36 protein-coding genes, 1 tRNA gene and 1 pseudogene are annotated in these 25,887 nt (G+C 68.7%); 21 read left to right on the top strand and 17 right to left on the bottom strand.

Features of this window, described 5'->3' with window-relative positions; translation table 11 throughout:
• The first annotated feature begins 42 nt into the window (after window positions 1–42).
• Window positions 43–1,134, top strand: coding sequence for an MBL fold metallo-hydrolase (locus tag AB8619_RS00745; RefSeq protein WP_436794557.1), 1,092 nt, complete (start codon window positions 43–45; stop codon window positions 1,132–1,134).
• A gap of 10 nt (window positions 1,135–1,144) precedes the next feature.
• Here the strand turns inward: AB8619_RS00745 and AB8619_RS00740 are convergent, their stop codons facing one another.
• Together AB8619_RS00740 and AB8619_RS00735 are read right to left on the bottom strand one after the other, a co-directional pair.
• Window positions 1,145–1,732: a DUF4202 domain-containing protein gene (locus AB8619_RS00740; RefSeq protein WP_436794556.1), complete on the bottom strand. Its 588-nt coding sequence runs from the start codon at window positions 1,730–1,732 to the stop codon at window positions 1,145–1,147.
• Entirely contained in the window at window positions 1,729–1,992 is a 264-nt protein-coding gene (locus AB8619_RS00735; protein ID WP_436794555.1) for a DUF4404 family protein, read from the bottom strand. The genes AB8619_RS00740 and AB8619_RS00735 overlap by 4 nt, the downstream gene beginning before the upstream one ends.
• Window positions 1,993–2,043: 51 nt before the next feature.
• Between AB8619_RS00735 and AB8619_RS00730 the strand changes: the two genes are divergently transcribed.
• On the top strand, window positions 2,044–2,655 hold the full coding sequence (locus AB8619_RS00730; protein ID WP_436794554.1) for a DsbA family oxidoreductase: 612 nt from the start codon (window positions 2,044–2,046) through the stop codon (window positions 2,653–2,655).
• A gap of 9 nt (window positions 2,656–2,664) precedes the next feature.
• Here the strand turns inward: AB8619_RS00730 and yihA are convergent, their stop codons facing one another.
• Window positions 2,665–3,246 (bottom strand): ribosome biogenesis GTP-binding protein YihA/YsxC, encoded by a 582-nt coding sequence (yihA, locus tag AB8619_RS00725; protein ID WP_436794553.1) that lies wholly within the window; start codon window positions 3,244–3,246, stop codon window positions 2,665–2,667.
• A 130-nt stretch (window positions 3,247–3,376) separates the two neighbouring features.
• Between yihA and AB8619_RS00720 the strand changes: the two genes are divergently transcribed.
• The 5 genes from AB8619_RS00720 (at window position 3,377) to AB8619_RS00700 (ending at window position 7,471) form a co-directional block, all read left to right on the top strand.
• A complete protein-coding gene (locus tag AB8619_RS00720) occupies window positions 3,377–4,561 on the top strand; it encodes an LLM class flavin-dependent oxidoreductase (RefSeq protein ID WP_436794552.1) in 1,185 nt (394 codons plus the stop codon).
• Entirely contained in the window at window positions 4,558–5,322 is a 765-nt protein-coding gene (locus AB8619_RS00715; RefSeq protein WP_436794551.1) for a nitroreductase family protein, read from the top strand. The genes AB8619_RS00720 and AB8619_RS00715 overlap by 4 nt, the downstream gene beginning before the upstream one ends.
• A gap of 107 nt (window positions 5,323–5,429) precedes the next feature.
• Entirely contained in the window at window positions 5,430–5,840 is a 411-nt protein-coding gene (locus tag AB8619_RS00710) for a cyclic nucleotide-binding domain-containing protein (RefSeq protein WP_436794550.1), read from the top strand.
• Between the two features lie 80 nt (window positions 5,841–5,920).
• A complete protein-coding gene (locus tag AB8619_RS00705; protein WP_436794549.1) occupies window positions 5,921–6,355 on the top strand; it encodes a CBS domain-containing protein in 435 nt (144 codons plus the stop codon).
• Window positions 6,356–6,391: 36 nt separating this feature from the next.
• On the top strand, window positions 6,392–7,471 hold the full coding sequence (locus AB8619_RS00700; protein WP_436794548.1) for a serine hydrolase domain-containing protein: 1,080 nt from the start codon (window positions 6,392–6,394) through the stop codon (window positions 7,469–7,471).
• A gap of 9 nt (window positions 7,472–7,480) precedes the next feature.
• Here AB8619_RS00700 and AB8619_RS00695 read toward each other — a convergent pair whose 3' ends face one another.
• Together AB8619_RS00695 and AB8619_RS00690 are read right to left on the bottom strand one after the other, a co-directional pair.
• Window positions 7,481–7,693, bottom strand: a complete 213-nt coding sequence (locus AB8619_RS00695; RefSeq protein WP_436794547.1) for a hypothetical protein — start codon at window positions 7,691–7,693, stop codon at window positions 7,481–7,483.
• Window positions 7,690–8,601, bottom strand: coding sequence for an alpha/beta hydrolase (locus AB8619_RS00690; RefSeq protein WP_436794546.1), 912 nt, complete (start codon window positions 8,599–8,601; stop codon window positions 7,690–7,692). Before AB8619_RS00690 ends, AB8619_RS00695 begins: the two co-directional genes overlap by 4 nt.
• A gap of 63 nt (window positions 8,602–8,664) precedes the next feature.
• On the opposite strand from AB8619_RS00690, the gene AB8619_RS00685 reads away from it, so the two are divergent.
• The 6 genes from AB8619_RS00685 to AB8619_RS00660 are packed head-to-tail and all read left to right on the top strand — an operon-like array spanning window position 8,665 to window position 13,512.
• Window positions 8,665–10,383 carry an NAD+ synthase gene (locus AB8619_RS00685; RefSeq protein ID WP_436794545.1) on the top strand — a complete coding sequence of 573 codons (1,719 nt, stop codon included), beginning with the start codon at window positions 8,665–8,667 and terminating at the stop codon, window positions 10,381–10,383.
• 2 nt (window positions 10,384–10,385) lie between these two features.
• Window positions 10,386–10,877: a hypothetical protein gene (locus tag AB8619_RS00680; protein ID WP_436796425.1), complete on the top strand. Its 492-nt coding sequence runs from the start codon at window positions 10,386–10,388 to the stop codon at window positions 10,875–10,877.
• The gene (locus AB8619_RS00675; protein ID WP_436796326.1) at window positions 10,772–11,047 is read left to right on the top strand and encodes an HAD-IA family hydrolase; all 276 of its coding nucleotides are present in this window, start codon (window positions 10,772–10,774) and stop codon (window positions 11,045–11,047) included. The genes AB8619_RS00680 and AB8619_RS00675 overlap by 106 nt, the downstream gene beginning before the upstream one ends.
• Before the next feature lie 6 nt (window positions 11,048–11,053).
• Window positions 11,054–11,980: an ABC transporter ATP-binding protein gene (locus AB8619_RS00670; RefSeq protein WP_436794544.1), complete on the top strand. Its 927-nt coding sequence runs from the start codon at window positions 11,054–11,056 to the stop codon at window positions 11,978–11,980.
• Window positions 11,970–12,785, top strand: coding sequence for an ABC transporter permease subunit (locus AB8619_RS00665; protein WP_436794543.1), 816 nt, complete (start codon window positions 11,970–11,972; stop codon window positions 12,783–12,785). Before AB8619_RS00670 ends, AB8619_RS00665 begins: the two co-directional genes overlap by 11 nt.
• Before the next feature lie 25 nt (window positions 12,786–12,810).
• On the top strand, window positions 12,811–13,512 hold the full coding sequence (locus AB8619_RS00660; protein WP_436794542.1) for a spermidine synthase: 702 nt from the start codon (window positions 12,811–12,813) through the stop codon (window positions 13,510–13,512).
• Between the two features lie 13 nt (window positions 13,513–13,525).
• Here the strand turns inward: AB8619_RS00660 and AB8619_RS00655 are convergent, their stop codons facing one another.
• Together AB8619_RS00655 and AB8619_RS00650 are read right to left on the bottom strand one after the other, a co-directional pair.
• The gene (locus tag AB8619_RS00655) at window positions 13,526–13,672 is read right to left on the bottom strand and encodes a hypothetical protein (RefSeq protein WP_436796424.1); all 147 of its coding nucleotides are present in this window, start codon (window positions 13,670–13,672) and stop codon (window positions 13,526–13,528) included.
• A gap of 25 nt (window positions 13,673–13,697) precedes the next feature.
• Window positions 13,698–13,976: pseudogene (locus tag AB8619_RS00650) on the bottom strand (AAA family ATPase); the annotation flags it as partial.
• Window positions 13,977–14,053: 77 nt separating this feature from the next.
• Between AB8619_RS00650 and AB8619_RS00645 the strand changes: the two are divergent.
• Complete coding sequence (locus AB8619_RS00645) at window positions 14,054–14,668, top strand: phosphoribosylanthranilate isomerase (RefSeq protein ID WP_436794541.1); 615 nt, start codon at window positions 14,054–14,056, stop codon at window positions 14,666–14,668.
• 16 nt (window positions 14,669–14,684) lie between these two features.
• Here the strand turns inward: AB8619_RS00645 and AB8619_RS00640 are convergent, their stop codons facing one another.
• Window positions 14,685–15,860, bottom strand: a complete 1,176-nt coding sequence (locus AB8619_RS00640) for an alpha/beta hydrolase family protein (protein WP_436794540.1) — start codon at window positions 15,858–15,860, stop codon at window positions 14,685–14,687.
• Between the two features lie 71 nt (window positions 15,861–15,931).
• On the opposite strand from AB8619_RS00640, the gene AB8619_RS00635 reads away from it, so the two are divergent.
• On the top strand, window positions 15,932–16,675 hold the full coding sequence (locus tag AB8619_RS00635) for an SDR family NAD(P)-dependent oxidoreductase (protein ID WP_436794539.1): 744 nt from the start codon (window positions 15,932–15,934) through the stop codon (window positions 16,673–16,675).
• Window positions 16,676–16,754: 79 nt separating this feature from the next.
• Here AB8619_RS00635 and queF read toward each other — a convergent pair whose 3' ends face one another.
• The 5 genes from queF to queC are packed head-to-tail and all read right to left on the bottom strand — an operon-like array spanning window position 16,755 to window position 19,581.
• Complete coding sequence (gene queF, locus AB8619_RS00630) at window positions 16,755–17,138, bottom strand: preQ(1) synthase (protein WP_436794538.1); 384 nt, start codon at window positions 17,136–17,138, stop codon at window positions 16,755–16,757.
• 5 nt (window positions 17,139–17,143) lie between these two features.
• Window positions 17,144–17,500 carry a 6-carboxytetrahydropterin synthase QueD gene (gene queD / locus AB8619_RS00625; protein WP_436794537.1) on the bottom strand — a complete coding sequence of 119 codons (357 nt, stop codon included), beginning with the start codon at window positions 17,498–17,500 and terminating at the stop codon, window positions 17,144–17,146.
• Between the two features lie 13 nt (window positions 17,501–17,513).
• Window positions 17,514–18,230 carry a histidine phosphatase family protein gene (locus AB8619_RS00620; RefSeq protein ID WP_436794536.1) on the bottom strand — a complete coding sequence of 239 codons (717 nt, stop codon included), beginning with the start codon at window positions 18,228–18,230 and terminating at the stop codon, window positions 17,514–17,516.
• Between the two features lie 38 nt (window positions 18,231–18,268).
• Window positions 18,269–18,904, bottom strand: coding sequence for a 7-carboxy-7-deazaguanine synthase (gene queE / locus AB8619_RS00615; RefSeq protein WP_436794535.1), 636 nt, complete (start codon window positions 18,902–18,904; stop codon window positions 18,269–18,271).
• Complete coding sequence (gene queC, locus AB8619_RS00610) at window positions 18,901–19,581, bottom strand: 7-cyano-7-deazaguanine synthase QueC (protein ID WP_436794534.1); 681 nt, start codon at window positions 19,579–19,581, stop codon at window positions 18,901–18,903. Before queC ends, queE begins: the two co-directional genes overlap by 4 nt.
• A 167-nt stretch (window positions 19,582–19,748) precedes the next feature.
• On the opposite strand from queC, the gene AB8619_RS00605 reads away from it, so the two are divergent.
• From AB8619_RS00605 to AB8619_RS00585, 5 genes are all read left to right on the top strand, one after another.
• Window positions 19,749–20,417, top strand: coding sequence for a hypothetical protein (locus AB8619_RS00605; RefSeq protein WP_436794533.1), 669 nt, complete (start codon window positions 19,749–19,751; stop codon window positions 20,415–20,417).
• A 10-nt stretch (window positions 20,418–20,427) separates the two neighbouring features.
• Entirely contained in the window at window positions 20,428–21,285 is an 858-nt protein-coding gene (locus tag AB8619_RS00600) for a DUF455 family protein (RefSeq protein WP_436794532.1), read from the top strand.
• Between the two features lie 2 nt (window positions 21,286–21,287).
• A complete protein-coding gene (locus tag AB8619_RS00595; protein WP_436794531.1) occupies window positions 21,288–21,860 on the top strand; it encodes a hypothetical protein in 573 nt (190 codons plus the stop codon).
• 7 nt (window positions 21,861–21,867) lie between these two features.
• Window positions 21,868–22,389: a GNAT family N-acetyltransferase gene (locus AB8619_RS00590; protein ID WP_436796325.1), complete on the top strand. Its 522-nt coding sequence runs from the start codon at window positions 21,868–21,870 to the stop codon at window positions 22,387–22,389.
• Between the two features lie 114 nt (window positions 22,390–22,503).
• Window positions 22,504–22,698: a hypothetical protein gene (locus AB8619_RS00585; RefSeq protein ID WP_436794530.1), complete on the top strand. Its 195-nt coding sequence runs from the start codon at window positions 22,504–22,506 to the stop codon at window positions 22,696–22,698.
• 6 nt (window positions 22,699–22,704) lie between these two features.
• On the opposite strand, the gene AB8619_RS00580 is transcribed toward AB8619_RS00585, so the two are convergent.
• Entirely contained in the window at window positions 22,705–22,848 is a 144-nt protein-coding gene (locus AB8619_RS00580; RefSeq protein ID WP_436794529.1) for a hypothetical protein, read from the bottom strand.
• Window positions 22,849–23,011: 163 nt separating this feature from the next.
• Window positions 23,012–23,326, bottom strand: a complete 315-nt coding sequence (locus AB8619_RS00575; RefSeq protein ID WP_436794528.1) for a putative quinol monooxygenase — start codon at window positions 23,324–23,326, stop codon at window positions 23,012–23,014.
• Between the two features lie 133 nt (window positions 23,327–23,459).
• Between AB8619_RS00575 and AB8619_RS00570 the strand changes: the two genes are divergently transcribed.
• Window positions 23,460–24,395: a sigma-70 family RNA polymerase sigma factor gene (locus AB8619_RS00570; RefSeq protein WP_436794527.1), complete on the top strand. Its 936-nt coding sequence runs from the start codon at window positions 23,460–23,462 to the stop codon at window positions 24,393–24,395.
• 248 nt (window positions 24,396–24,643) lie between these two features.
• On the opposite strand, the gene AB8619_RS00565 is transcribed toward AB8619_RS00570, so the two are convergent.
• Both AB8619_RS00565 and AB8619_RS00560 read right to left on the bottom strand, forming a co-directional pair.
• Window positions 24,644–24,739, bottom strand: a tRNA-Sec gene (locus AB8619_RS00565).
• 163 nt (window positions 24,740–24,902) lie between these two features.
• On the bottom strand, window positions 24,903–25,760 hold the full coding sequence (locus AB8619_RS00560) for an HAD family hydrolase (RefSeq protein WP_436794526.1): 858 nt from the start codon (window positions 25,758–25,760) through the stop codon (window positions 24,903–24,905).
• Window positions 25,761–25,887: the final 127 nt, after the last annotated feature.

Genomic DNA, 25,887 nt, shown 5'->3' with positions numbered 1-25,887 from the left:
TACCCCCTAGGGTATCCGTAGGACATCGACCCGGAGGCTCCCATGCATCGAACCATCACCGCATCCGAACTCGCTCAGACCATCGGAACCGAGGCGGAGCCATTCGTGCTCGACGTCCGAGACCGTGACGAGCACACCGCATGGCGCATCCCGGGAGCGACCAACATCCCGGTCGCCGAGCTCGCCGACCGACTCGACGAGATCCCGAAGAGCCGTCCGGTCGTGGTGCACTGCGCCGCCGGCGGGCGTTCGCTGCAGGCGTACCAGATCCTCGAGCCCAGCGGCTTCGACGTCGTCGACCTCGAAGGCGGCATGGGCTCGTGGGCGAAGGTCTACGACACTGCCGAACTGACGGCCGGCGGGGCCACCGTCGTCCAGGTCCGCCGGCGTGCGAAGGGCTGCCTGTCCTACGTCGTCGGAAGCTGTGGCGAGGCGTATGTCGTGGACCCGTCGCTCGAGGTCGAGGTGTACGAGGGCATCGCCGCCGATCACGACTGGAAGATCGTCGGCGTGTTCGACACCCACCTGCACGCCGACCACCTGTCCGGCGCCCGTCTGCTCGCACGACGGTCCGGGGCGACCCTCTATCTCAACCCGGCCGACACGTTCGACTTCGACTACGAGCCGCTCACCGACGAGCAGGTGTTCACGCTGCCGTGCGGAACCGACCTCGGGGTCTCCGTCCTCCACACCCCCGGACACACCGAGGGCTCGACGATCTTCCGGGTCGGCGACGACGCCATCCTCACCGGCGACACACTGTTCGTCGACGGCGTCGGTCGTCCGGATCTGGCCGACCGGGCCGAGGAGTTCGCGCACAACCTCTACACGTCGCTGCACGAGCGGGTGCTCTCCCTCGGCGACCAGGCGCGAGTCCTGCCGTCACACGTCGGCGAGGACGTCGACATCCGTCCGGGCGAGATCGTGACCGCGACCGTCGGCGACCTGCGTCGCGAACTGCGACCTCTGGCGCTGGACGAGGACGCGTTCGTCAGTTGGGCGGCGGCGGCAGCGACCGATCGTCCGCCGAACTACGTGGAGATCATCCACGCCAACATGGGCAGGCCCCGCGTCGACGCCGACGAGCTCCGCGATCTCGAGCTCGGACCGAACCGCTGCTCGCTCCCCGCCTGAGCGAGGAGCGTCAATCGCCGAGCGCGGTGCGCAAGAGCGCAGCCGTCGACGGCGAGTAGTCGAGACCGCCGGCGATCTCCAGCGCTTCGGACGACATCTTCTGCGCGGTCTTGCGCAGGACCTCGATCCGACGCTCGTCGTCCGGGAGCTTCGCAAGCGTCTCGTCGACCTGCGTCTGGAGGAACACCAAGCACAACGCGTCTTCGTGCGACTGGACCTCCGGGTCCGATCGCAGCTCTCGCTTCTCGATGATCTGACCGACCCGGTCGATCTCGTCGGCGTCGTACCCGACGTCGGCGAGGATCGCCCCGACCTCGGCTGCGTGCTGCTTCTTGAGGTCGGCACGCCACCGCAGATAGCCGGCGCGCCCCTCGGGGTACGTGGTGCGGGGAAGCGACCATCGCCGCAGGTGATGGGCACGCGCCGCCAGCAGCTGCAGTTCCGAGGCGTCAGGATCCAGATGGCGGAGCCAGGCCGATGCCATCTCGGCGTGCGCCTGCTCCTTCGGACGCTGCTCGCCGTCGACCTCGATCGTGTTCGGGTCGTCGGCGTTGGCCGCGTCGATCCGTGCGATCGCGGTCGAGAACCGCTCGCTCACATCCCGAGCCCGGTGAGGGTGTCGACAGCGCTCCGGATGACGGCCGAGATCGTCGGGTGATTGCCCTCGAACCGGATCGCCGACTCCTCGAGCTGTTCCGCGAGACCCTCGTGTTCAGCCGGATCCTCGAGCGCACTCCCGAGCTTCTCGACCAGGCTGCGTAGTTGGCCCCGCTCGTCGTCGTCGATGACTCCGTCGGCCTCGAACCGCCGGATCGCGGACTGGATCTCGTCGAGTGCGTTGCGGAGCTTGTCATCCATCATCGAGACCCTACCGAGCAGGCACGTGGGCAGGCAGATAGACAACAGGGCATGCCCGCCGATCTCGAGATCTATGCCGACGTCGTCTGCCCCTTCACCCACGCCGGCCTCACCCGCGCCATCGCGTCGCTCCCCGGCAGTGTCGAGGTCCGCATCCATCCCTGGCCGCTCGAGTGGGTGAACGACGCTCCGCTCGACCCGGCGCACGTCGCCGCGGAGATCCGTGCGATGCGTTCCGAAGTCGCTCCGACGCTGTTCCAGGGCTTCGACGAAGCAGCGTTCCCGACCACGTCGCTCCCGGCGCTCGCTGCCGCCGAGCGCGCCTACCGGGTCGGCAATGCCGAGGGGTTGGCCGTGAGCCTCGCTCTGCGGGATGCGCTGTTCGAACAAGGCCGCGACATCGGCGATCCCGCGATCACACGGGCGGTGCTCGAAGCCGCTGGGTTGGACGACGCCACCGAGGCCGACCGTGCGGCGGTGGCCCAGGGGTACGAGGCCGGAAAAGCTCGCGGCGTCGACGGCTCGCCCCACTACTTCACCGCCGGCGGGTCGTGGTTCTGCCCAGGCCTCGACATCTCGAAGGTCGACGGCGAGTTCGTCGTCCGACCGGACACCGGCCCCTTCGAGGAACTGCTCGCAGCGCTCGGTGCCGCGGGTCGCTGACGCCGCCGATCAGGACAGCCAGAGTCGGAAGAGGTCCCGGACCCGGTCGACGTTGACGCCCTTCGACGCGCTCACCCACACGACGTCGGCCTTGTCGAGTCCGCATCCGTTGGCGAGATCCCGCTTGCGTTTGTCGCGCGCCTTCGACTTCACCTTGTCGTGCTTCGTCGCGATGACGGTGTGCGGGAGGTTGCAGGACCGCACCCAGTCGAGCATCTGCACGTCGAGCTTCGTCGGGCCGATCTCGCCGTCGACGAGGATCGCCAGCATCGTCAGTTCCTCTCGACCGAGCAGGTAGCCCTCGATCATCGGCTGGAACCCGTCACGGACGTGCTTCGGGGTCTTCGCGTAGCCGTAGCCGGGGCAGTCGACGACCGTCCCGCCCTCGCGGAGCTCGAAGCAGTTCAGGAGCTGGGTCCGGCCCGGGGTCTTCGACGTCTTGGCCAGCGCGTTGCGCTGGGCGATGGCGTTGAGCAGCGACGACTTCCCGACGTTCGACCGACCGACGACCGCGACCTCGGCCGTGGTCGGTGGCAGACGCTCGAGCCGATCGGCCGAGGTCACGAACTCGAGCTGGAGGGGCGCGCTCATCGCCTGAGAGCGTGTCACAGCTGCGCTCGCGACAGCAGTGCGCTAGAACTTGACTGCGCGGTCAAGAGGCCGACGCGTGAGCACACACCCAGACCGAATTCTGTGGGGGACCCCTGTGACGACCGAATCCGTGACCGAGCCGCGCGTGCGCAACGGCATCTTCCTGGCGCCGTTCCACCCGGTGGACGAGGACCCGACACTCGCCATCGAACGCGACCTCGAACTCATCGAGCATCTCGACCGCCTCGGCTACGCCGAAGCGTGGGTCGGCGAGCACCACTCCGCCGGCTACGAGATCATCGCCAGCCCGGAGCTCTTCATCGCAGCGGCCGCAGAACGCACCCAGCGGATCAAGCTCGGCACCGGCGTCGTCTCGCTGCCCTATCACAACCCCTTGATGGTCGCGAACAGGATCATCCAGCTCGATCACCAGACCCGCGGACGGGTGATGCTCGGCGTCGGCCCCGGCCTCCTCCCGTCCGATGCCGCGATGCTCGGCATCCCGGTCTCGGCGCAACGTGACCGGATGAAGGAGAGCCTCGAGGTCATCCTGCGACTCTTCAAGGGCGAGACCGTCACCGAGAAGACCGACTGGTTCGACCTGACCGGCGCCAGCTGCCAGCTGCGCCCGTACTCGGATCCCTACCCGGAGGTCGCGGTCGCCTCGACCGTCACCCCCCATTCGGCCAAGCTCGCCGGAACCCACGACCTCGGGCTGCTCTGCGTCGCGGCGACGGTCGCCGCCGGCTACGACGCCCTCGGCACCAACTGGCAGATCGCCAACGACGCAGCGTCCGACCAGGGCCGGACGATGGACCGGGATCGCTGGCGGGTGGTCGGCCCCGTCCACATCGCCGAGACTCGCGAGGAAGCCTTCGCCAACGTGGAGTACGGCCTCGACAAGTGGGTCGACTACTTCTCGGCGATCAACCCCACGGCAGCGGGCGACGACCTCGGGTCGCAGAGCCCGGCCGAGGCGATGGTCGAGTCGGGGCGGGCCGTGATCGGCACGCCCGACGACGCCATCGAACAGCTCCAACGTCTGTGGGACCAGACCGGCGGGTTCGGCACGTTCCTCCAGCTGGCACACAACTGGGCCAACCGGGAGAACACGTTCAAGTCCTACGAGCTCTTCGCTCGCCACGTGACCCCCCACTTCAACGGCGCCAACCGTGACCGGGCCGCGTCGTTGGCGTCGGTCACCGAGCGCGGCTCCGAGCTGATCGGGCAGGCCGTCGCCGCGTCGCTCGAGAAGATCCAGGAGCACCAGGACGACATCGTCCGAGCGCAGTCCAACATGGCGGCCGACGGATGAGCGGACCGGAGCGGGCGCTCGCGACCGAACTGTCGCGCGATCCTGCTCTCGAAACGCCCGTCGGCCCCGACGCTCCGGTCATGGACGTCCTCGCGACCATGCGAGCGATGCGTCGACTGAAGCCCGACCCGGTCCCGGACGAACTGATCGAGACCATCGTCCGCGCCGCGACGTGGGCGCCATCGGCGTCCGACGCCCAGCACTACTCGTTCATCGCCGTCACCGACCGCGCCCAGATCGCCCGCCTGGCCGAACTCTGGCGGGAGGCGGAGATCACCTACGAGGGCCTCGCCGGCCACCTGGTCCCCGACTTCGAGGACCCGGCCCACGCCCGGATGGCCGAGACCCTGCGCCACCAACGCGACCACTTCGAGGAGACCCCTGCGGTGATCGTCGCCTGCTACCAGCGGTCGACACCGGGATCCGACGGCGGCATGGGGCGCCTGCGTGGCGTCGCCCGCAGGCTCGGCGCCCGCCGCATGCGGAAGCTGGCGGCCGGCCTCCTGTCGTCGCAGAACCTGGCCGAGGCATCGAGCATCTATCCCGCAGTCCAGAACCTGCTGCTCGCCGCCCGTGCGCACGGACTCGGTGCCAACGTCACCGTCTGGCACCTGTTCAACAACGCCGACTGGAAGCGGACCCTCGGCGTGCCCAAGGACGTCGGCATCTACGCGGTCATCCCCGTTGGATGGCCCTCTGGCAACTTCGGCCCCGTGCGGAGGCGCTCGCTCGACGACGTCCTCCACTGGAACCGGTGGTGACGAGGTCGTTCGACGACGAAGTATCGCCGGGACCGATCAAGGGTCTGTGACACATCTCACGGAGCGATTCTCACCGTTCGCTTGGTATTGCTCGCATAATGGTGTGTATGCGTACCAGCGACCCGAAGCTCACGGCCCTCCAGTCGATCGACGTGCTGCGTGACCTGTCGGCTCGCCAGCTCCGCGACCTCGTCCCCAACGTCGACGAGGTGCAGGTGAAGGCCGGCGAGATCCTCATCCACGAGGGTCAGCTCAACCGCCACGCCTACTTCGTCGAGTCGGGCTCCATGCGCATCGAGGTCGACGGCGAGCACGTCGCCACCGTCGCCGCCGGGTCCATCGTCGGCGAGCGCACCGCGATCGAGCGTGGACCGGCCAACGCCACCGTGCGCGTCCACGACGATGCCCGCGTGTTCGCGATCGACCACCGGGTCCTCCTGGGCGCGGCCAGCAACACCGCAGCGTTCGCGTCGCTCCTCCACGAGCTCGCCGACACCCGCACCAACACCGCCGCCTGACGAACGAGCGCCGCCGGCGCCGACGTCGACGATCGAGGTTGTGAGACAATCGTCACACCCCATCGATCGGAGGCTGTGCCGTGCTCGCTGACCAGATCCTCGACGCCAAGGGCCGCGAGGTGGCCACCGTGGCGCCCGACGCCACCGTGTCGGATGCGCTCGCGATGCTCGCGCAGCACAACGTGGGCGCCTTGGTCGCGTCCGCCGACGGGTCGTCGGTCGACGGCATCATCTCCGAACGCGACATCGTTCGACGCATCGCTGCCGACGGATCGTCCGCACTCGATCTCGCCGTGCGCGACCTCATGAAGTCCGAGGTGGCGACGTGCGACGGTCGCGCCGACACCGAGAAGATCATGGGCGTGATGACGAACGGCCGATTCCGTCACATGCCCGTCGTCGAGGACGGCGCGCTCCAAGGGATCATCAGCATCGGCGACGTCGTCAAGGTCCGGATCGACGAACTCGCGACCGAGAAGGACCAGCTCGTCGGCTACATCCGCGACGGTCGCTGACACCGACGCCGCTCGCACACGACTAGACACGCGGGCGTGAGCGCACGCCTCGACCATCCGACTCCTCCCCTGACGCCCCAGCCCGACGGGCTGGCCTGGCCGACACACGAGTGGCCGGCGGGAACGCTGCCCGATGCCGTGGCGCTGGACCCGCTGCTCGACGAGGTGATGGACCCCGACGGTGGCCTCGCGCGAACGTGCGCAGTCGTCGTGGTGCACCGTGGCCGACTCGTGGCCGAGCGCTATGGCGATCGGACCGACGCCTGGGGCGAGGTCACCGGCGATCCGGTCGACGCATCGACACCGCTCATCTCGTGGTCGATGGCGAAGTCGATGCTCCATGCCGTCGTCGGGATGCTGGTCGACGAGGGGCGGTTGGACCTCGACGCGCGAGCAGCAGTCCCCGAATGGACCGACGGCGATCCGCGGGCAGCGATCACGCTGGAGCAGCTGCTCGAGATGCGCGACGGCCTTTCGTTCCTCGAGGACTACGACGCCGATGCCGGTGGGTCCCACGTGATCGACATGCTCTTCGGGGAAGGCGCCAGCGACACGGGTGCCTTCACCGCCGATCGACCACTCGCCCACGACCCCGGCACGGTCTTCAACTACTCGTCGGGCACGACCAACGTGATCTCTCGCATCGTGCGCGACGCGCTCGGGGGCGAGGCCGCATACCGGACCTTCCTGCAGGAGCGTCTCTTCGATCCGATCGGCATGACGACGGCCGACCCACGCTTCGATGACGCCGGGACGTGGATCGCCTCGTCCTACGTCTGGGCGACCGCTCGCGACATGGCGCGCTTCGGCTACCTCTACCTGCGTGATGGCGTGTGGGACGGCACCCGCCTGTTGCCAACCGGCTGGGTCGACCACGCACGCGAAGCGCGATCGACCGACCCCGACGACGGCCGCCTCTACGGCGCGCACTGGTGGGTCACCGGCGACGACTTCGGGACGTTCTGGGCCAGTGGCTACGAAGGGCAGTCGATCAGCGTCTGCCCCGCCCTCGATCTCGTCGTCGTCCGGCTCGGGAAGTCGACGAAGGAGCAGTACCCAGCGCTGTTCGACTGGCGCCGCCGCATGGTCGAGGCGTTCGCCCCGACGGTCGGCTGAACCGGCCGGTCAACCCCGCAGGACCTGCCCGTCGTCGCCGATGCACCCGGCTGCGGGTGTCGTGGCGTCCGGCCCGCCGGCAGGGCACTGGCCGAGCGTGTTCGACGTCGTGGCCGGTTCGTCACCACTGGGGGCGAGACCCGGATCCTGGGCGTCGGCGCACGCCGTCAACGCGGCGAGAGCAAGCGCGATCGCCGCAACCCGCCGAGCGACCGGCGTCACGAGAGGCCGGCCTTCAATGCCGCCGCGGCTTCGTCGATCGCGTCGCCGGCAGCGTCGATGACCGCGTCCATCTGGATGAAGCCGTGGATCATGCCGTCGTACCGTTGCATCGAGACGGGAACCCCGGCATCGATCAACCGCTTCCCGTACGCCTCGCCCTCGTCGCGGAGCGGGTCGAACTCCGCGGTCAGGAGGAACGCCGGAGCCACGCCCGTCAGGTCCTCGGTGAACAGCGGCGAGACCCGCGGGTCGTCGAGGTCGTTGCCGCCGGTGTAGTGCCCCTCGAACCACGCCATCAGTTCGGCCGAGAGGAGATAGCCCTCGGCGTTGTCGCGGTACGACTGCGAGGTCCGGTTCATGTCGGTGACGGGGTAGATCAGCATCTGGAACGCGACGGCGCCGCGCCGTTCGTTGGCGACGATGGTCGCGAGGTTTCCCCCTGCCGAGTCGCCGCCGGTTGCCATGCGCTCGGGATCGATCCCGAGGTCGGATGCACGTTCACGCAGGGCGTCGAACGCCGCGACCGCGTCGTCGGGGCTCGCCGGGAACGGGTGCTCGGGAGCGAGGCGGTAGTCGACGGCGATCACGGCGCAACCGGAGCGATTGGCGAGCGAGCGGCAGACCGCGTCGTGGCTGTCGAGGTCACCGATCACGAAGCCGCCGCCGTGGTACCAGACCAGCACCGGCAGAGGACGCTCGTCGGAGGGGCGATAGATCCGCACCGGGATGTCGCCTGCGGGTCCGGGCACCGACGAGTCGACGATCTCGTGGATCTCCTCTGGAGCGCCCAGCGCGCCCATCGCAGCGAACGACGCACGCACCTGGTCCGGGGTCTGCTCGGTGAGCGGTGGCGCCTCGGCGGTCGCCAACATGTCGAGGATGGTCTGTACCTGCGGGTCCACTGCCATGGCCGCAGATACTGACATGCCCCGGGGCGACCGCACGCCGCGTGCTTCCGTAGGCTGGCGGACGTGGACCGTCTGCGTGTGGCCTCGTGCCAGCTCAACCCGATCGTCGGTGATCTCGACGGCAACGTCGCCGCCATCATCGCCGCGGTCGAACAAGCCGAGGACGCCGGCGCCGACCTGGCCGTGTTCGGCGAGCTCGCCATCTGCGGCTACCCGCCGGAAGACCTGCTGCTCAAGCCCCGGTTCATCGCCGACTGCCGGGCCGCGCTCGAGAAGTTGGCGGCCCGCACGGGGCGCTGCGCCGTCGTCGTCGGTTTCCCCGACGCCGACCGCGACCTCTACAACGCCGCAGCGCTGTGCGCCTCGGGTGAGGTCGCCACCGTCTACCGCAAGCGTCACCTCCCGAACTACGACGTGTTCGACGAGAAGCGTTACTTCACGCCGGGCGACGGCGAGTCGCCGCTGGTCGAGGTCGCGGGCGTGACCATCGGGCTGTCGATCTGCGAGGACTCCTGGGTCCCGTTCGGACCCATCGCCGAGCAGGCTGCGGCCGGAGCAGAGGTGATGGTCAACATCAACGGCTCGCCCTATCGGCGCGGCAAGGCGGCCGAGCGCGAGCGGATGCTCGCCACCCGTGCCGCCGACGCCTCTGCCGCGATCATCTGGACCAACCAGGTCGGCGGACAGGACGAGCTGGTGTTCGACGGGTCGTCGGTCATCATCGACCCGACCGGCGCGGTCGTGGCCCGATCGCCGCAGTTCGCCGAGCACGTGCTCGTCCACGACCTCGTGCTCCGACCGCAGTGGCGCAAGCGCCAGCTCGACCCGCGTGGTCGTCCCCGCCCGCCGATCCGACCGGTCATCGCCGTGAGCGACGCCGTCACCCGCACCGACGAACCGGTACACGGCGGCATCGAGCCAGTGCTCGGTGATGAAGCCGAGGTCTACGGCGCGCTGGTGCAGGGCACGCGCGACTACATCCGCAAGAACGGCTTCACCGACGTCGTCCTCGGGCTGTCCGGCGGCATCGACTCGTCGCTGTGCACGGTGATCGCGGCCGATGCCATCGGTGCCGACCACGTGCGGTGCGTGGCGCTCCCGTCTCGCTACTCGACCGAGCACTCGATCTCCGATGCGGAGGCGCTGTGCACGAACCTCGGCGTCGCCCTCTCCGAGATCGCCATCGAGCCGGCGTTCGCCGCGATGCTCGAGATGCTCGCCCCGACATTCGAGGGCACCGAGCCCGACGTGACCGAAGAGAACCTCCAGGGCCGGATCCGCGCTGCGCTGTTGATGGCGATGGCAAACAAGTTCCGGGGCCTGCTGGTGCTGATCTGCGGCAACAAGTCGGAGCTCGCCGTCGGCTACACGACGATCTACGGCGTCGACATGGCCGGCGGGTTCGCCCCGATCCGCGACATCCCCAAGACGCTGGTCTACCGGCTCGCCCGGTGGCGCAACGCTCAGCCCGATGGTCCGGTGATCCCCGAGAACGTGATCACCAAGCCGCCGTCGGCCGAGCTGGCACCCGACCAGAAGGACAGCGACAACCTTCCGCCCTACGAGGAGCTCGACCCGATCCTCGAGCGCTACATCGAGGACGACTGGACCGCAGCCGAGCTGATCGATGCCGGGTTCGACGAGGCGCTGGTCCGTCGCATCACGCGGCTCGTCGACGTCGCCGAGTGGAAGCGTCGCCAGGCACCCGTCGGACCGAGGGTCACCGCCAAGGCGTTCGGCAAGGACCGTCGCCTCCCCATCACCAACGCCTACCGGAGTTGACCATGGCGTCCACCGACCGGAAGTCCGACGATCGGCGCTTCGACGCGATCGTCTTCGACTTCTCCGGGGTCATGGTGAGTTCGGCGTTCACCGCCATCGGGTCGGCCGCTGCCGACCACGACATGGACGAGGACGCGTTCATCGAGTTCCTGCTCGGCCCCTACGCCGAGGACACCGACCATGCGTGGCACAAGGCCGAGCGTGGCGAGATCGGGATCATGGACTGGATCACCGACACCATGTCGCGCGCCGAGGCCGACGGTCTCGGCCTCGACCTGGGGTTCATGGCGTCGATGCTCGGCGAGCTCGAGGTCTACGACGTGATGGTCGAGGCCGCGCGCGCTCGTTGCGCGCCGACGGCTACAAGACGTCGTTGCTCACCAACAACATCGCCGAGGGCCGCGACTCGTGGCGCCCGATGCTCCCGCTCGACGAGATCTTCGACGACGTCGTCGACAGCTCCGAGGTCGGCATGCGCAAGCCCAACCCCTTGATCTATCGGCTGGCGCTCGACCGACTCGGCGGCGTCGCTCCCGAGCGGGCGATCATGCTCGACGACTTCCCGGGGAACTGCGGCGGCGCCCGCGGTGTGGGCATGGAGGCGATCCTGGTCGAGGACCCCGAGGTCGCCGTCGAAGAGCTCCGAGCGATGCTGGGCCGCTGACCCACGGTGGCCGGCGAACTCGCGATCGAGATCGACGGACTGGTCAAGGACTACGGCTCGTTCCGCGCCCTCGACGGCGTCGACCTCGAGGTGCGTCGCGGGGACGTCTTCGGTTTCCTCGGCCCGAACGGTGCCGGGAAGTCGACGACGATCCGTGTCCTTCTCGACCTGCTCCGCCCGACCGCCGGCACGGCGCGGGTGTTCGGGCAGACGCCACTCGCCGGCGGGCCGGCGCTGCGTGCCCGGATCGGCTACCTGCCGGGCGAGTTGGTGACCGACGGCCGTCGCACGGCGGGCGAGCTCCTCGAGTACCTCGCCCGGCTCCGTGGGCGGGGACACGACCGGATCCAGCCACTCGCCGACCGGTTCGGACTCGACCTCACCCGGGAGATCCGCGGCCTCTCGAAGGGCAACAAGCAGAAGATCGGCGTCGTCCAGGTGTTGATGCACGACCCCGACCTCCTCGTCCTCGACGAACCGACGAGCGGCCTCGACCCGCTCCTGCAGCACGAGTTCCTCGGCTGCGTCCGCGAGGCCAACGAGGCCGGCGCGACGGTCCTGCTCTCGAGCCACGTGCTGTCCGAGGTCGAGGACGTCGCCGGACCGGTGGCGATCATTCGGTCCGGTCGCATCGTCGATGTCGACCACGTCGACGTCCTTCGCCACCGTGCCGGTCAGGACGTCGTGCTGACCTTCGCCACGCCGATCGACCCCACCGAGTTCCGATCGATCGACGGCGTCGAGGAGGTCCGGGTCGAGGGCTCGACGCTGACGTGTCGTCTGCACGGCGAGCCCGACGCGCTGCTCAAGCTGGCGGCGGCACACCACGTCGTGGCGTGGTGTGCCGCGGACCGTGAGCTCGAGCACCTGTTCCTCGACCACTACCGGCTGCCGGCCGACCCCGAGCGTGAGGTGCGAACGAGTGGACGCTGACGACGTCGGCGTGGCCGACGCCCGACCGGTCGTCCGATGGACGCTGGCGCAACAGACCCGCTCGCTGGCGGCGTGGGCGGTCGCGATCGGGGCGGTCAGCCTCATGTACATCGGGTTCTGGCCATCGATGAAGGGGATCGACACCACGTCGATGATCGACAACCTGCCCGACGCCATGGTCGAGGCCATGGGCTACGACCAGATCTCGACGGCATCGGGCTACCTGTCCTCGACCGTCTATGGGCTGCTCGCTCCCGCACTGTTGATGGTGTTCGCCACGATCAAGGGCGGCGCGCTCCTGGCCGGCGCCGAGGAGTCCAGCGACCTCGAACTCGAACTGTCCGCTCCTGTGGGACGCTCGCAGATCTACCTCGGGCGGCTGGCCGCTCTGTGGCTGCTGGTGGCGTCGATGAGCGCGGTGGTCGGCGTCGTGACCGTGGTGATGCGCACGCCGCTCGACATGGACGTCGCCATCGGGAACATCGGCGCTGCCGTGGTCGGACTGTTCCTGCTCGGCGCCATGGTGGCGACCGTCGCCTACGCCGCCGGCGCGGTCACCGGGCGACGAGCCATCGCCGCCGGTGCGGGTGCGTTGGTCGGCGTCGGGTCGTTCATGCTCGACGCCATCGGCGGTGGGATCGGTGCCGACTGGATGACCACCGTCTCCCCCTTCTCCTGGTACATCGGCGGCGAGCCACTGTCGCAGGGATTCGACAGCGGTGGGCTGGCGCGGCTGGCAGCCGTCGCGGTGGTGGCGCTCGTCGTCGGGCTCCGGGGATTCGAGCGACGGGACCTCATGGTCTGAGGTCGGCCGCTGCCAGACTTCGACCATGTTCCAGGAGATCGACCGGCGTCCCACACCGATGGGCGACATCAGCCTCCGCCGGCGCGTGATCCCCACCATCGACATCGAGGTCTACGAGGTGATCCTCGGCGACGAGCACCTGATGTCGAGCCTGTTCACCGTGGCCGAGGTCGCGCTCGCCGACCTCGGACTCGCCGCCTGCGAGGGCGACGCGCTCGACGTCGTCGTGGGCGGCCTCGGTCTCGGCTACACCGCCGGCGCCGCGCTGGGCGATGCCCGGGTGCGTTCGGTCCACGTCGTCGACGCGCTGCCCGATGTCATCCGTTGGCACCGCGAGGGCGTCCTCGCCCTCTCCCCCGCGCTGCACGACGACGACCGCTGCCATCTCGTCGAGGGTGACTTCTTCGCCATGGTCGCTGACGGCGCCCCGTTCGGTCCCGATGCTCCCGACCTCGTCCACGCCGTGTTGCTCGACGTCGACCACACGCCCCGTCACGTCCTCCATCCCAGCCATGCCCCGTTCTACGAGGTCGACGGTCTCCAGAAGCTGCACGACCGCCTGCACCCGGCCGGCGTGTTCGCCCTGTGGTCCGACGACGCCCCAGACGATGCGTTCGTCGCCGCGGTCGAGACCGTGTTCGGGAACTGCGCCGTCCACGACGTGCCGTTCCCCAACCCCCACACGGGCGGCGAAGCCCGCAACGCCGTGGTCGTCGCCGTCCGCTGACCGACACTCCACGTCAGGTCGGTGGGCCGTACGTCGACAACTCCTCGGCCGTCGGGGCTTCGTAGACCTGGCACCACTCCTCGAGTTCGGCGCGGGTGATCGGACGCGACCCCCACTTCCCCTCGAGGTCGCGTTTCGACGATCCGCCTCCACAGCTCATCGACGGGAGCGGTCACATAGCGCAGGTCGACGGGCGCTCCGGCCGCACGGGCCGCATCTCGTAGAGCGTCCCGCTCGTCACGCGTCCAGACGCCCCATTCGATGATCACGTTCTCACCGGAAGACAGCAGGCCGAGCGCGAGCTCCAATTGGAACTGCTCGATGCGGGCCCGTGCGACGTCATCCCAGAGGTCGATCCCCGACGACATCATCCAGTCGTCCGGGCACATCCGGGCCGCAGGCATCGACGCCGCCAGTTCACGAGCGAGCGTCGTCTTCCCGCTGCCGGGAAGTCCGGTGATCACCACGAGTCGCCCGGCCTCGGCCCTGTCCTCCACAGCTCCCACGCTGACACAGGAGTCCGATCGGTAGCGTCCACTCGGTGTTCGTGAAGATCTGCGGGATCACGCGTCCCGTCGACGCGATCGCCGCCGCCGATGCGGGCGCCGACGCCATCGGCCTCAACTTCGTGTCGACGTCACGTCGCCGTGTCGACCTCGACCGAGCACGGATGATCCTGGCCGTCGTGCCCGAGCAGGTGATGACGGTCGGCGTCTTCAGTGGCCATCTCGCCCGGGAGATCGTCGACATCGCGACCGACCTCGGCCTCGACGCCGCCCAACTGCACGGTGACGACCCGCCCGAGTTGACTGCGGCCGTCGCCGCCCGCGTGCCCTTCGTAATCAGGGCTGTTGCGGCCGACAGCGCGGCGGTCGACTCCGTCGACGACCACGCGGTCGACGTCGTCATGCTCGACGGCGCCGTCCCCGGCAGCGGCCTTCCGTTCGACTGGGACGCCGTCGGCGACCTCGCCACCCGCCACGAGGTCCTGCTCGCCGGTGGGTTCCATCCCGGCAACGTGGCCGAGGCGATCCGACGCGTCCACCCCTGGGGCGTCGACGTCGCAACCGGCGTCGAGGCCGAGTCCCCGGCGAAGGATGCCGACGCGATCGTCCGATTCGTGGCCGCAGCGCGAGCCGCCGCGGAGACCCTCTGAACGGGCGCCGGCTGGCTCAGCGGGTGCTGAAGGCGACGGCGTCGGGGACGTCGTCGGCGTCGAGCACGGCCTGCGCCTCGGCCGAACCGGTCAGCTCGGCCAGCAGGAAGGCGATGGCGTACTGGTCGATGAGCCGGTGTGCTTCCTCGACGTCGAGCACGTCGGGGTCGCAGGTGTTCTCGGCGAACTCGTCGACGAACGTGATGAGGTCCTCGCCGATGTCGGGGAGCTCTCGCAACAGCACCGTGTAGTCGCAGACGTCGGTGAAGGACTGGTGCGTCGCCCCCTCGAGGTCGACTCGGTAGAACGGGCTCCCGGTCACGTTGGTCGCGACGCGCTCGGTGTTGGGGTCGATCGGCGTCGCCTCGTCCAACGTCCCGCTCATCACCATGGTGGCGACGTCGACCGCTGCGAGGTCCTCGTCGCTGAGTCCACCCACCGCCGGAGCGAAGGCGATCACGGCGTCGACACGATCGTCGGCGCTGATGTCCAGCGCAGAGACGCCACCGCCGATCGCCAACGACGTGTAGCCGCCGAACGAGTGGCCGGTCACGCCGATGTGTTCGGCATCGATCCCGTCGGTGACCTCGGCGTCGGCCGATCCGTCGAGCATGGCGGAGATCACGACCGACACGTCGAGGGGGCGGTTCCGGGAGATGACCTCGGGATCGTCCGACGTCCCGACGAACCGATCGAGCGTGGTGTTGCCGGCATGGTCGGGAGCGACCACGACGACGCCGTGCGATGCGAGCGTCTCGGTGAAGTACGACGCCACGTAACGCAGGCCGCCGCTGCCGTGGCTGTAGACCACCAACGGGAACGGCCCGTCGCCGGACACCGGCGGCGCGTCGATGGCGACGTCGGAGTCGTACTCGATGCCGGGGGCGAACGAGTACGTCGTCGGATCGCCCTCGTCGTCATCGGTCGGGTACCAGATGTCGGTCGTGAGGGTCCGCCCCTCCCGATCCGGATCGGCGATGGTCACGGTGCGACGTCCCACGGCGTACGGGCCGAGCGCCGACGTGTCGAGGGCATCGACCGCCGCCTCGGTCGTGGTCGTGTCGTCGGACACGCCATCTGATTCGGTCGTCGTCGACGCCGACGATCCAGCGTCGTCGTCGGAGGAACACGCCGACACGAGGAGGAGTCCGGCGAGGAGTGGTGCGACGAGGGAGCGGCGAGTGCGGAACATCGGCCGAACCGTAACGCCGCTGCGGCCGGCTGCAGTGGCGCTGGGAGTAGAACGCGTTCTAGTTTCGTGTGATGTTCTCACTCGACGGCAAGGTCGCACTCATCACCGGCGCAGCATCCGGCATCGGCAAGGCGACAGCGGAGATGTACGTCGAGTCCGGCGCCTCGGTCGTGATCGCCGACCTCGACCAGGTTGCGGTCGACGCTGTCGCCGGCGAACTCGGCGACAAGGCCATCGGCGTCGCCTGCAACGTCGCCGACGGCCCCTCGGCCGATGCTGCCGTCGCCGCGACCGTCGCACAGTTCGGTCGCCTCGACGTGCTCTGCAACATCGCCGGGATCCTGCGCTTCAAGAGCACCCATGAGGTCACCGACGAGGAGTGGGACCTGGTCGTCGACGTCAACCTCGGCGGCACCTTCAAGATGACCCGCGCCGCACTGCGCGTCTTCCTCGAACAGGGCGGTGGCTCCATCATCAACACGACGTCGAGCGCGGCCTTCCGGGCGTCGGCCTGGGCATCCGCCTACGGCGCGTCCAAGTCCGGCGTCCTCGGCTTCACCAAGGCCATCGCGGTCGAATACGGCCGCCAGGGCGTCCGCTGCAACTGCGTCGCCCCCGCCGGCGTGAAGACCCCGATGATCGACGACTTCGACATGCCCGAGGGCGGCGACTTCTCGCTCGTCGAACGCATCATGTCCTTCGACGGCGCGCTGTCGGCACGCGACCTCGCCGGCACGTTCGTCTTCCTCGGCTCCGACGAGGCCGACCGCATCAACGGCACCTGCATCAGCGTCGACGACGCCATGCTCGCCTGACCCCCACCAACCCCAAAATTTCGTCAGTTGCTCAGGACACACCTGAGGAAGTGACGCAATTTTCGGGTGTTGGGTGGAGTCAGCCCTGGCGGGGGTGGGAGGAGTGGGTCTCGGTGACGATGCCGCCGCGGACGTGTTGCGTGACGACCACGTCGACCGAACGCGGCGCTGCGGTGTTCCACACCTCGTCGGCGATCTCGACCGCCAACGCCTCGGCGAACACGTGGCGGTCGCGGAAGCCCCACAGGTAGAGCTTCAGCGACTTCGACTCGATGCAACGCTCGTCGGGCACGTAGTCGATGCGGACCGACGACACGTCGGGCTGCGCGGTCACCGGGCAGAGCGATGCGACCTCGTCGGTGGTGAACACCACCCGGGTGCAGCCGTCGGGTGCCGGGAACGTCTCGACGTGGTCGACCGGACCGTTGTGGTCGCGGCCGAGAAGCGTGAGGTCGTCGCTCATGCCGCTCAGTCTCCCCGATAGGTGCAGGCGCTGTTGCAGGTCTCGTGCACCTCGATGGCGGCGAGACCGGGGAGCGAGTCGGCGATGCGGCCCCAGATCCACCGGGCGACGACCTCGCTGGTCGGGTTCTCGAGTCCCTCGATGTCGTTGAGGTAGCGATGGTCGAGCGCCTCGATGGTCGGTTGGACGGCGGCCTTGAGGTCGGCGAAGTCCATGACCCAACCGGTGTCGTCACCAACCGGCCCCTCGACCCGGACCACGCACCGGAAGCTGTGCCCGTGTACGCGGGCGCACTTGTGACCCTCGGGCACGTTGGGGAGCGAATGCGCCGACTCGAAGCCGAAGGTCTTGCTGATCTCCATCAGATCGCCATCCTCAGATCAACGGCTCTTCGGGCTCGTTGGTGAACCGGTTGGCGAGATGACCGGTGTCGTTCCATGCCCGGACGACCCAACGATCGGCGGTCACGACGATGTGGCTGATACCGCAGTTGTCGGACCCGGTGAACGCGAACCCACCTGCTCCGGTGGCCTCGCTGATGATCTGCCCGATGACCCCGCCGTGGGTGAACACCGCCACGGTCTGGTCCGGGTGGGCGGCGGCGATCCGCTCGATGCCACGTCGGACACGCTCGGCGAACACCTCGCCCTTCTCGGCGCCGGGCACCACGTCCCACCGCTGCTGCTTCCACATGTCGAGGATCACCGGGTCGAGCTCGGCGGCCCGCTTGCGGAACTCGCCGCCCTCCCAGTCGCCGAGGTGCACCTCACGCAGGTCAGGTTCGACGATCGGTTCGACACCGAGGTGGTCGATCAGCACCTGGGCGGTCTGGCGGGTGCGCTGGAGTGTCGTCACGTAGACCGCAGCCCACTCCTCGTCCGACTCGATCAGACGACGACAGGCACGCTCGGCCTGGTCGACACCGTCGGGGACGTGCAGGGGCGGATCACCGTGACCGTCGACCATGGGGAAGGGATTGTCCGGGTCGGCCGGCTGCGACTCACCGTGACGGACGAGGATGATCTCGCACGCTCCGGCGGGGCGGGCGAACCGGGACTGGCGGTACTGGCGCTTGGCGGGGGCGTCGCTCACCCCCGAGACGGTACGCGCTGGCTCAAGGGTCGACCTGCCTAGGGGATCCCGAGGACCTTGTGGGTCTGGACGCTGAGCCGCCAGCGGGGATGCTCGAGGCAGTACTCGATCGCCGCAGCGGTGGCGGCGGCCCGGTCGGGGCCGTCCATCGGCGACAGGAGGAAGTTGGCGAAGGCCATCGACTCGAAGTCGGCCGGATCGAGGCCCTCCTGCGGGAACACGACCTTGCATTCGTCGCCGGCGGTCACGACGATCTCCGTCCCCGCCTTCGGGCTCATGCACACCCAGTCGATGCCGTCCGGGAGTGGCAGCGTGCCGTTGGTCTCGATGGCGATCTCGAAGCCGCTGGCGTGCAATGCGTCGACGAGTTCGGCGTCCAACTGCAGCGCCGGCTCGCCACCGGTGCAGACGACGAACCGGTGTTCCGCACCGCTCCCCCAGACGTCCGCGACGTGGTCGGCCAAGGCCTCGGCGCCACGGAACACGCCGCCGCCCTCGCCGTCGGTGCCGACGAACTCGGTGTCGCAGAACTGGCAGATGGCCGTGGCCCGGTCCTTCTCGTGGCCCGACCACAGATTGCAGCGCGAGAACCGCAGGAACACCGCCGCGCGGCCAGCGTGCCGACCTTCGCCCTGGAGGGTGCGGAACGTCTCCTTGACGGCGTAGGTGCTCACGACCGGTACGCCGTGGGATCGGCGACGCCGGCCTGCTCGAAGCCCTGGCGGCGCAGGATGCAAGCGTCGCACTCACCGCAGGCGCCCTCGGCCGTGGCGTCGTAGCAGGTGACGGTCAGCCCGTAGTCCACGCCGAGCGCCGTGCCGGCCTCGATGATCTGCGCCTTGGTCAGGTCGATGAGCGGTGTGCGGATCCGGTAGCCGTCGCCCTCGGTGCCGGTGCGGGTCCCCGCGTTCGCGACCGCCTGGAACGCCTCGATGAACTCGGGACGGCAGTCGGGGTAGCCGGAGTAGTCGAGGGCGTTGACCCCGATGAAGATGTCGTTCGCACCGAGCACCTCGGCCCACGCGAGCGCGTAACTGAGGAAGACGGTGTTGCGAGCCGGGACATACGTCGACGGGATACCGCTGCCGATCGACTCGTCGCTGCGCCCCTTGGGGATCTCTCCGTCGCCGAGCAGTGACGACCCGCCGAAGGCGGCGAGATCGATGTCGACGATCCGATGCTCGGCCGCCCCGACCGCGTCGACGACCCGGGCGGCGGCGTCGAGTTCGAACGTGTGCCGCTGGCCGTACCGAAAGCTCATGGCGAACGCGTCGAACCCCTCACGGCCGGCGATCGCCAGACAGGTGGCCGAATCGAGACCACCGGAGAGCAGGACGACCGCGGGCTTCACATCGCCACGCTAGGACGGCGACCAGCCGCGACAACCGTCCGGCCGCCGCGACCGGGACATTCCAGACACCTGTTGACCGGGCGGTCAGGTCGCGGCCTATCCTGATAGCGATCGTTATCCCAGACATCATTCCAGACATCTGACGAAGAGAACCCAGGGGGAACCGGGTGGCCGATTCGAAGAAACCGCGAGCAGCGTTTGCTCCGTGGGACCGCCGCGAGCTGCCGGGGTCCTTCAGCGTGGAGGAGACCGCCGCCCGCGTCGGCCAGTACAAGTGGATCGAGATGAAGTTGTTCGAGGCGCTGGGCGGCTGGGTCGCCACCGTGCCCGAGCTCGACATCAAGATGCGCCTCGGCACCCACTGCTACCACCACGCCTGGCACGCCGAGCTGTGGCACAAGCGCCTGCCCGAGCTACGGGAGATGAACCCCGAGCGGCTGACCCTCCCCGCCAACGACGAGGTCGTGGCGTTCATGGACGCCGTGGCCGAGCCGGGTGAACACGACCAGACGATCGAGAAGCTCGTCGGCGTCTACCGGGTGCTCATCCCGCACAAGATCGCGGCGTACACCTACCACCTCAACAACACCTCGACGATCACCGACGCCCCGACCATCCGGTCGCTGCAGTTCGCCATCGCCGACGAGGTCGCCGACTTCACCGACGGCACGCTCATGCTGACCTCGCTCATCGAGACACCAGAAGAGGTCGAGCGGGCCAACGCCCACCAGATGAAGCTCGAGAAGTTGCTCGTCGCCAGCGGGGGCATCTGTGGCCCCGGCACCATCGGCGACGCCTACGACACGTCCGTGCACGTCGCGGCCAACGGAAACTGAGGGGAACGACATGAAGAAGCTCATCTCACCGGAGGAACTCGGCCGCGACGACCGTTTCGAGCGCGCCGACATGATGGATCGCATCGCCGATCCACGGAACGCGACACCCACCGAGGACCCCAAGCGTGGACGCGGCCGTCCCGGCCGACTCACCCCCGACCGCGCCGACGCCAGCGACTCGGCTCGTGCGCTGATGCACGGCATCTTCGTGGGCGAGATCCAGGCGCTCGAGGGCGCCGGACGCACCTGCTACGACTTCGAGGTCGGCAAGGGCGAGGACGACGTGCCCTTCGAGTTGAAGCTCGACATGGCCCGCCAGTGCTGGGACGAAGCCCGCCACTGCGAGATCAGCGTCAAGCTCTCCGACTGGATGGGCACCGAGATCGGCGAGTTCTCCGAGAACGCCTTCCTCTTCCAGGCCGCGTGCAACCCCGACCCCGTGCTGCGCCTCACCGGCGTCAACCGGGCGCTCGAGGGTCTCGCCATCGACGTGTTCAACACCATGCGCGAGTTCGGCGACCTGGCCGGCGACCCGGTGCTCGAGTTCTGTGAGGACTGGATGCTCGCCGACGAGGTGACCCACGTGAAGATGGGTTCCGACTGGCTCCGGAAGATGACGGTGAACGACAAGGAGCGTCAGAAGAAGGCGCTCGAGTTCCAGAAGGTCGTCGACAAGCTGTTCTCCTTCGGTGGCTTCCGCGGCGAGGAGGACGACAATCCGGTCCAGCTCGCCCGTCGCTTCCGCGAGCTCGCCGGCTTCGACGACGCCGAGATGGAAGAGATCGCCGAGCTGTCCCGCGAGGCCCGTGCCGAGGTCGAAGAGCGCGGCAGGCTCGCTCGGGAAGCAAACGCCCAGTCGGGAGTCTGAGATTGACCACCACCGTCACCCCCTCGACCTTCACCATGGTCGAGTACGACGCCGGCGTCATCACGAACCTCGTCGACGAACTCGCCGCGAAGGTCGGGCTCAGCGACGTCGACATCGAGATCGAGGTCGACGAGACCGTCCCGCTCGGCCGGAGCCGCCTCGAGTCGATCGACCCCGTGCACATCTGGGCCGAGTCGGGAGCGCTCGAGGACGCCAAGAAGTTCCGCCAGTTCAGCCTGGCCAACGCCACCGACATGCTCGGACGGCACCTGATGCGCGCCGCCGATCGTCGCAGCGACGACTTCGGCGACCCGGCCGACGACGGCGATCTGTCGCAGGAGCACCGGACCGCCTGGGACATCTACACCGTGGGTCGTCTGGTCCGCCTCGGGTACGCCGCCAACCGTCAACGGTGGATCTACGACTTCCGGAACCGGCACGGGTTCACCGACGTGGCCGACCGCGTCTTCGACCTGCTCTGGGACGGGACCGACCTGACCTGGGCGCAGCTCACCGCGCTGAGCGACGAGGCCGCCGCCGCCAACCCGGGGAAGCTCGACCGCAGACCTGCATGACCCGGTGATCGAGACCGAACGACTGGTGCTGCGCCAGTGGACCGATTCCGATCGCGATCCGTTCGCCGAGCTCAACGCCGATCCGGTCGTGATGGAGCACTTCCCTGCGACGCTGTCGCGGGCCGAGTCCGATGCCTTCGTCGACCGGCACGCGGCGATCATCGCCGAACGCGGCTGGGGACTCTGGGCCGTCGAGGTGCGAGCCACCGGAGCATTCATCGGGTTCACCGGACTCATGGTCCCCGTGTTCGACGCCGACTTCGTCCCCTGTGTCGAGATCGGCTGGCGGCTGGCCGCCGACTCCTGGGGCCAGGGGTACGCGACCGAGGCAGCGAACGCGGTCCTGCGCCATGCGTTCGACGAGATCGGCCTCGACGACGTGGTCTCGTTCACCTACGTCGGCAACGACCGCTCACGCCGCGTCATGGAGAAGATCGGCCTCACCGAACGACTCGAGTTCGACCATCCGAACATCCCGGGCGACCCCGTCGAACGGCACGTCCTGTACGGCCGATCCGCCGATCGCTGAAAAGCGGCTGCGCCCGTCGATCCAGCGTCGTACGGTTGCGCACATGAAGAAGTAGCTCGACGTACCCATCCGACCTGCCGGCCACCGTGGCCGAGGTGCACGAGAGGAGACGCGATGTCTACACGCAAGAAGAAGTCATCCGGCCGGACGACGGCCAAGGGCACGAAGCCGCCGGAGAAGAAAGCCAAGACCGAACGACCGGGCCCCGAACTGCCCGCCGGACCCCAACAGGCCGAACTGCTGGGCAAGGTCGGGAAGTCGAAGCAGCGGTCGTTCCGGCCGGTCTCGCACAACCGCGGGAACCGCTGACCCGACCTAGATCAAGGCAGCGAAGACGTCGGCGAAGACGAGCGCGATCACGCCGACGAGCAGTACCCACACACCGATCCGTACCGACAGCGGTCGACGCCGTCGCGACGGCCCGTGTTCGTGATCAGAAGGCGGGGTGTACCGGGGCACCCCGCCGACGGTACCGGCCCGAGCGGCCGATCCACCCCGCCCCACCCCTATCACCGGCCCCACCCCTCATCGCTTCTGGGTGCGCGATCGGGACGTGAGAGATCCCGATCGCGCACCCAGAACGATTGGGGTTTCGACGGAGTCGGGTCGGGAGGGGTCGAGGTCAGGCGAGGTCGTGGGCCGAGATGCCCTCGAGGAGGTCGATCGACGGAGGTGACGCCAGCACGCCGCCGCAGGCCTGGGCCATCTCCACCATGTCGGCGGAGTCGAAGTGCGCTGCCTGCGCCTCGGGCGACTCCCACTTCTGGATGATCACATAGCGGTCGGCCTTGGTGAACGAGCGGGTGAGATCGACGTTCCGACAGCCGGGATGCCCACGGGTGAGCACGACGTACTTGGCCAGCACCTGGAGCAGATGGTCGGGATCGGTGGTGTCGAACACCATGGTCACGATCGTGGTCTCGACCTCGTCAGCCATCCGTGCTCCCCTTTCGCATACGGGTCGTTTCCGCCCCATTCGGCCCATCTGGACCCCTTGACCTCCTGCGTATCGTGGAGACAAGCAGCCGTCATCGTACGGGTGCGAGGTGGCCGAGCAGGAGGTTCGTCAGGTGTCTGACGATCGTGGCAGCCGAGAGGACGAGGACCTGGTCCGCCTCTACCTGCGCGACATCGGCCGATACCCCCTCCTGACCAAGGAGGACGAGGTCCGTCTGTCGCAGCGCATCGAGGCCGGCATCGAGGCCACCGAGCGGCTCACCTCCACCGTGGTCGCCGATCCGCGTGAGCGGGCCACGCTGCGCCGGACGGCTCGACGAGGCGAGACCGCCCATCGACAGTTCGTCCTCGCCAACCTCCGGCTCGTCGTGTCGATCGCCAAGCGTTACCAGGCCAGCGGACTCCCCCTCCTCGACCTGGTCCAGGAGGGCAATCTCGGCCTGATCCACGCCGTCGAGAAGTTCGACTGGCGCAAGGGGTTCAAGTTCTCGACCTACGCCACCTGGTGGATCCGCCAGGCGATCACCCGCGGCATCGCCAACACCGGCCGCACGATCCGTCTGCCCGTCCACGCCGGCGACGTCGTCGCCCAGGTGCAGAAGACCCGCGGGCGACTCGAGGCCCAGCTCGGGCGACCGGCCACGCTGCGCGAGCTCTCGATCGATCTCGACCTGCCGGAGCAGAAGGTGCTCGACGCCATCCGCAACGGCACCGAACCGCTGTCGCTGTCGGAGCCGTTGGGCGAGGAGGGCGAGATGGAACGCGGCGACGTCGTCGTCGACACGACCACGCCCCTCCCGTTCGACGCCGTCGCGGCGACGCTGCTCCCCGGCGAGATCGAGACCATGCTCGTGCACCTCGACGAGCGTGAACGCGAGGTGCTGCGGCTTCGCTTCGGCCTCGACCGCGGCGAGCCCCGCACGCTCGAGGCCGTGGGCGACCACTTCCACCTCACCCGTGAGCGGGTGCGTCAGATCGAGGCCAAGGCGATCAGCAAACTGCGTCACCCCAGCCTCGAGTGCGAAGCCAGAGACCTCCTCGCCGTCTGAGGCCCATGCACACGCGGGAGTGCTCGCAGCGAAGCAACAACCGCAACGCGCTCCGGAGTGAGCGCCAGCGATCGGTCGACCCGACGACGCAACACGGCTCCGTGCACGTGGGAGTGCTCGCAGCGAAGCAACAACCGCAACGCGCTCCGGAGTGAGCGCCAGCGATCGGTCGACCTGACGACGCAACACGGCTCCGTGCACACGTGGGAGTGCTCGCAGCGAAGCGAGAACACTCCCATGAGACGACTTGGCGGAGGTGGACGGGAATCGAACCCGCCGCACGGGGATCGCCCGTGCCAACCGCTTTGAAGGCGGCGGAGCCCACCAGGTACTCGGACACCTCCCGGGGGAGCACCGACCCTAGCGGTCGCCCTCGCCGGCCAGACCCGGGCGAGGCGTACGCTTCGGCGCCATGAAGAAGCGCATCCTCGTCATCGCACTGATCACCCTGACCGTCGTGGCCGCCAAGAAGGCTCGCCACGTCTGAGACGCCGGCCGGCGCCGAACTCAGAGGCGGTCGGCGAGCGTCCGACGCGCCTGGTCGAACCAGGACGCCGGCGGTGTGACCTTGTTCTGTTCCCGCCAGTACCAGTAGCCGGCGCCAGCGGCAGCGGCGCCACCGGCCACCACGAGTGAGCCCACGCCGAGCGCCGTGGCCGACGGCATGTCGACCCGGTCGCGCAACGGCACCCGATTGGAGAAGTGGACGACCTCCCAGCCGTGCTCCTTCGCCGCCCGGACCAGGTCACGGTCGGGGTTGACCGCCACGCCGTGACCGACCGCAGCCAGCATGGGCACGTCGGTCCCCGAGTCGGAGTAGGCGTACGACGCCGAGAGGTCGATGCCGTCGCGCTCCGCGACCTCCAAGAGGATGCGGGCCTTCTCGGGGCCGTAGCAGTACAGCTCGACCTCACCGGTGTAGCGACCGTCGTCGTCGAGCACGGCCCGGGTGGCGATGGCCTCGTCGGCACCGAGGTACTGGGCGAGCGGAGCGACGATCTCCTCGGGTGAGGCCGAGACGATGAAGACCTTGCGGCCGGCGTCCTGGTGCATGCGGATGAGATCGAGCGCCTCGTCGTAGACGATCGGGTCGACGACCTCGGCCAGGGTCTCGCGCACCAGGGCGGAGATCTTGCGCTGCTCCCACCCCTTGGAAACGCGGAGAGCGGCGTCACGAACCTTCTCGAGACGCCCTTCGTCGGCTCCGAGCGTGAGATAGATCAGCTGCGCCCACAGCGCGCGCAGGAGAAGCCGGCGCGACACCAACCCCTCGCGACGGAGGGGCCCACCGAAGGCGACCATCGACGGGCGGGCGATGACCGTCTTGTCGAGATCGAAGAACGCGGCTTCCACCGAATCGACCATAGGACCGAAGGATACGGCTGCAACCCGTTGCCTCCGCTCCGCCGCTTTGTTACGTTCTCGATTGTTCTCCTGCGGTTCCGGTGCATTCCATCGCCACGCCGCCTCGAGGACGCCGACTTCCCCCGTC

This window comes from Actinospongiicola halichondriae (genome assembly GCF_049103745.1).
Taxonomy (GTDB): Bacteria; Actinomycetota; Acidimicrobiia; order Acidimicrobiales; family Salinilacustritrichaceae; genus Salinilacustrithrix; species Salinilacustrithrix halichondriae.
Note: the sequence above shows the minus strand (reverse complement) of the source record. Positions and strands in the feature narration are given on the sequence as shown.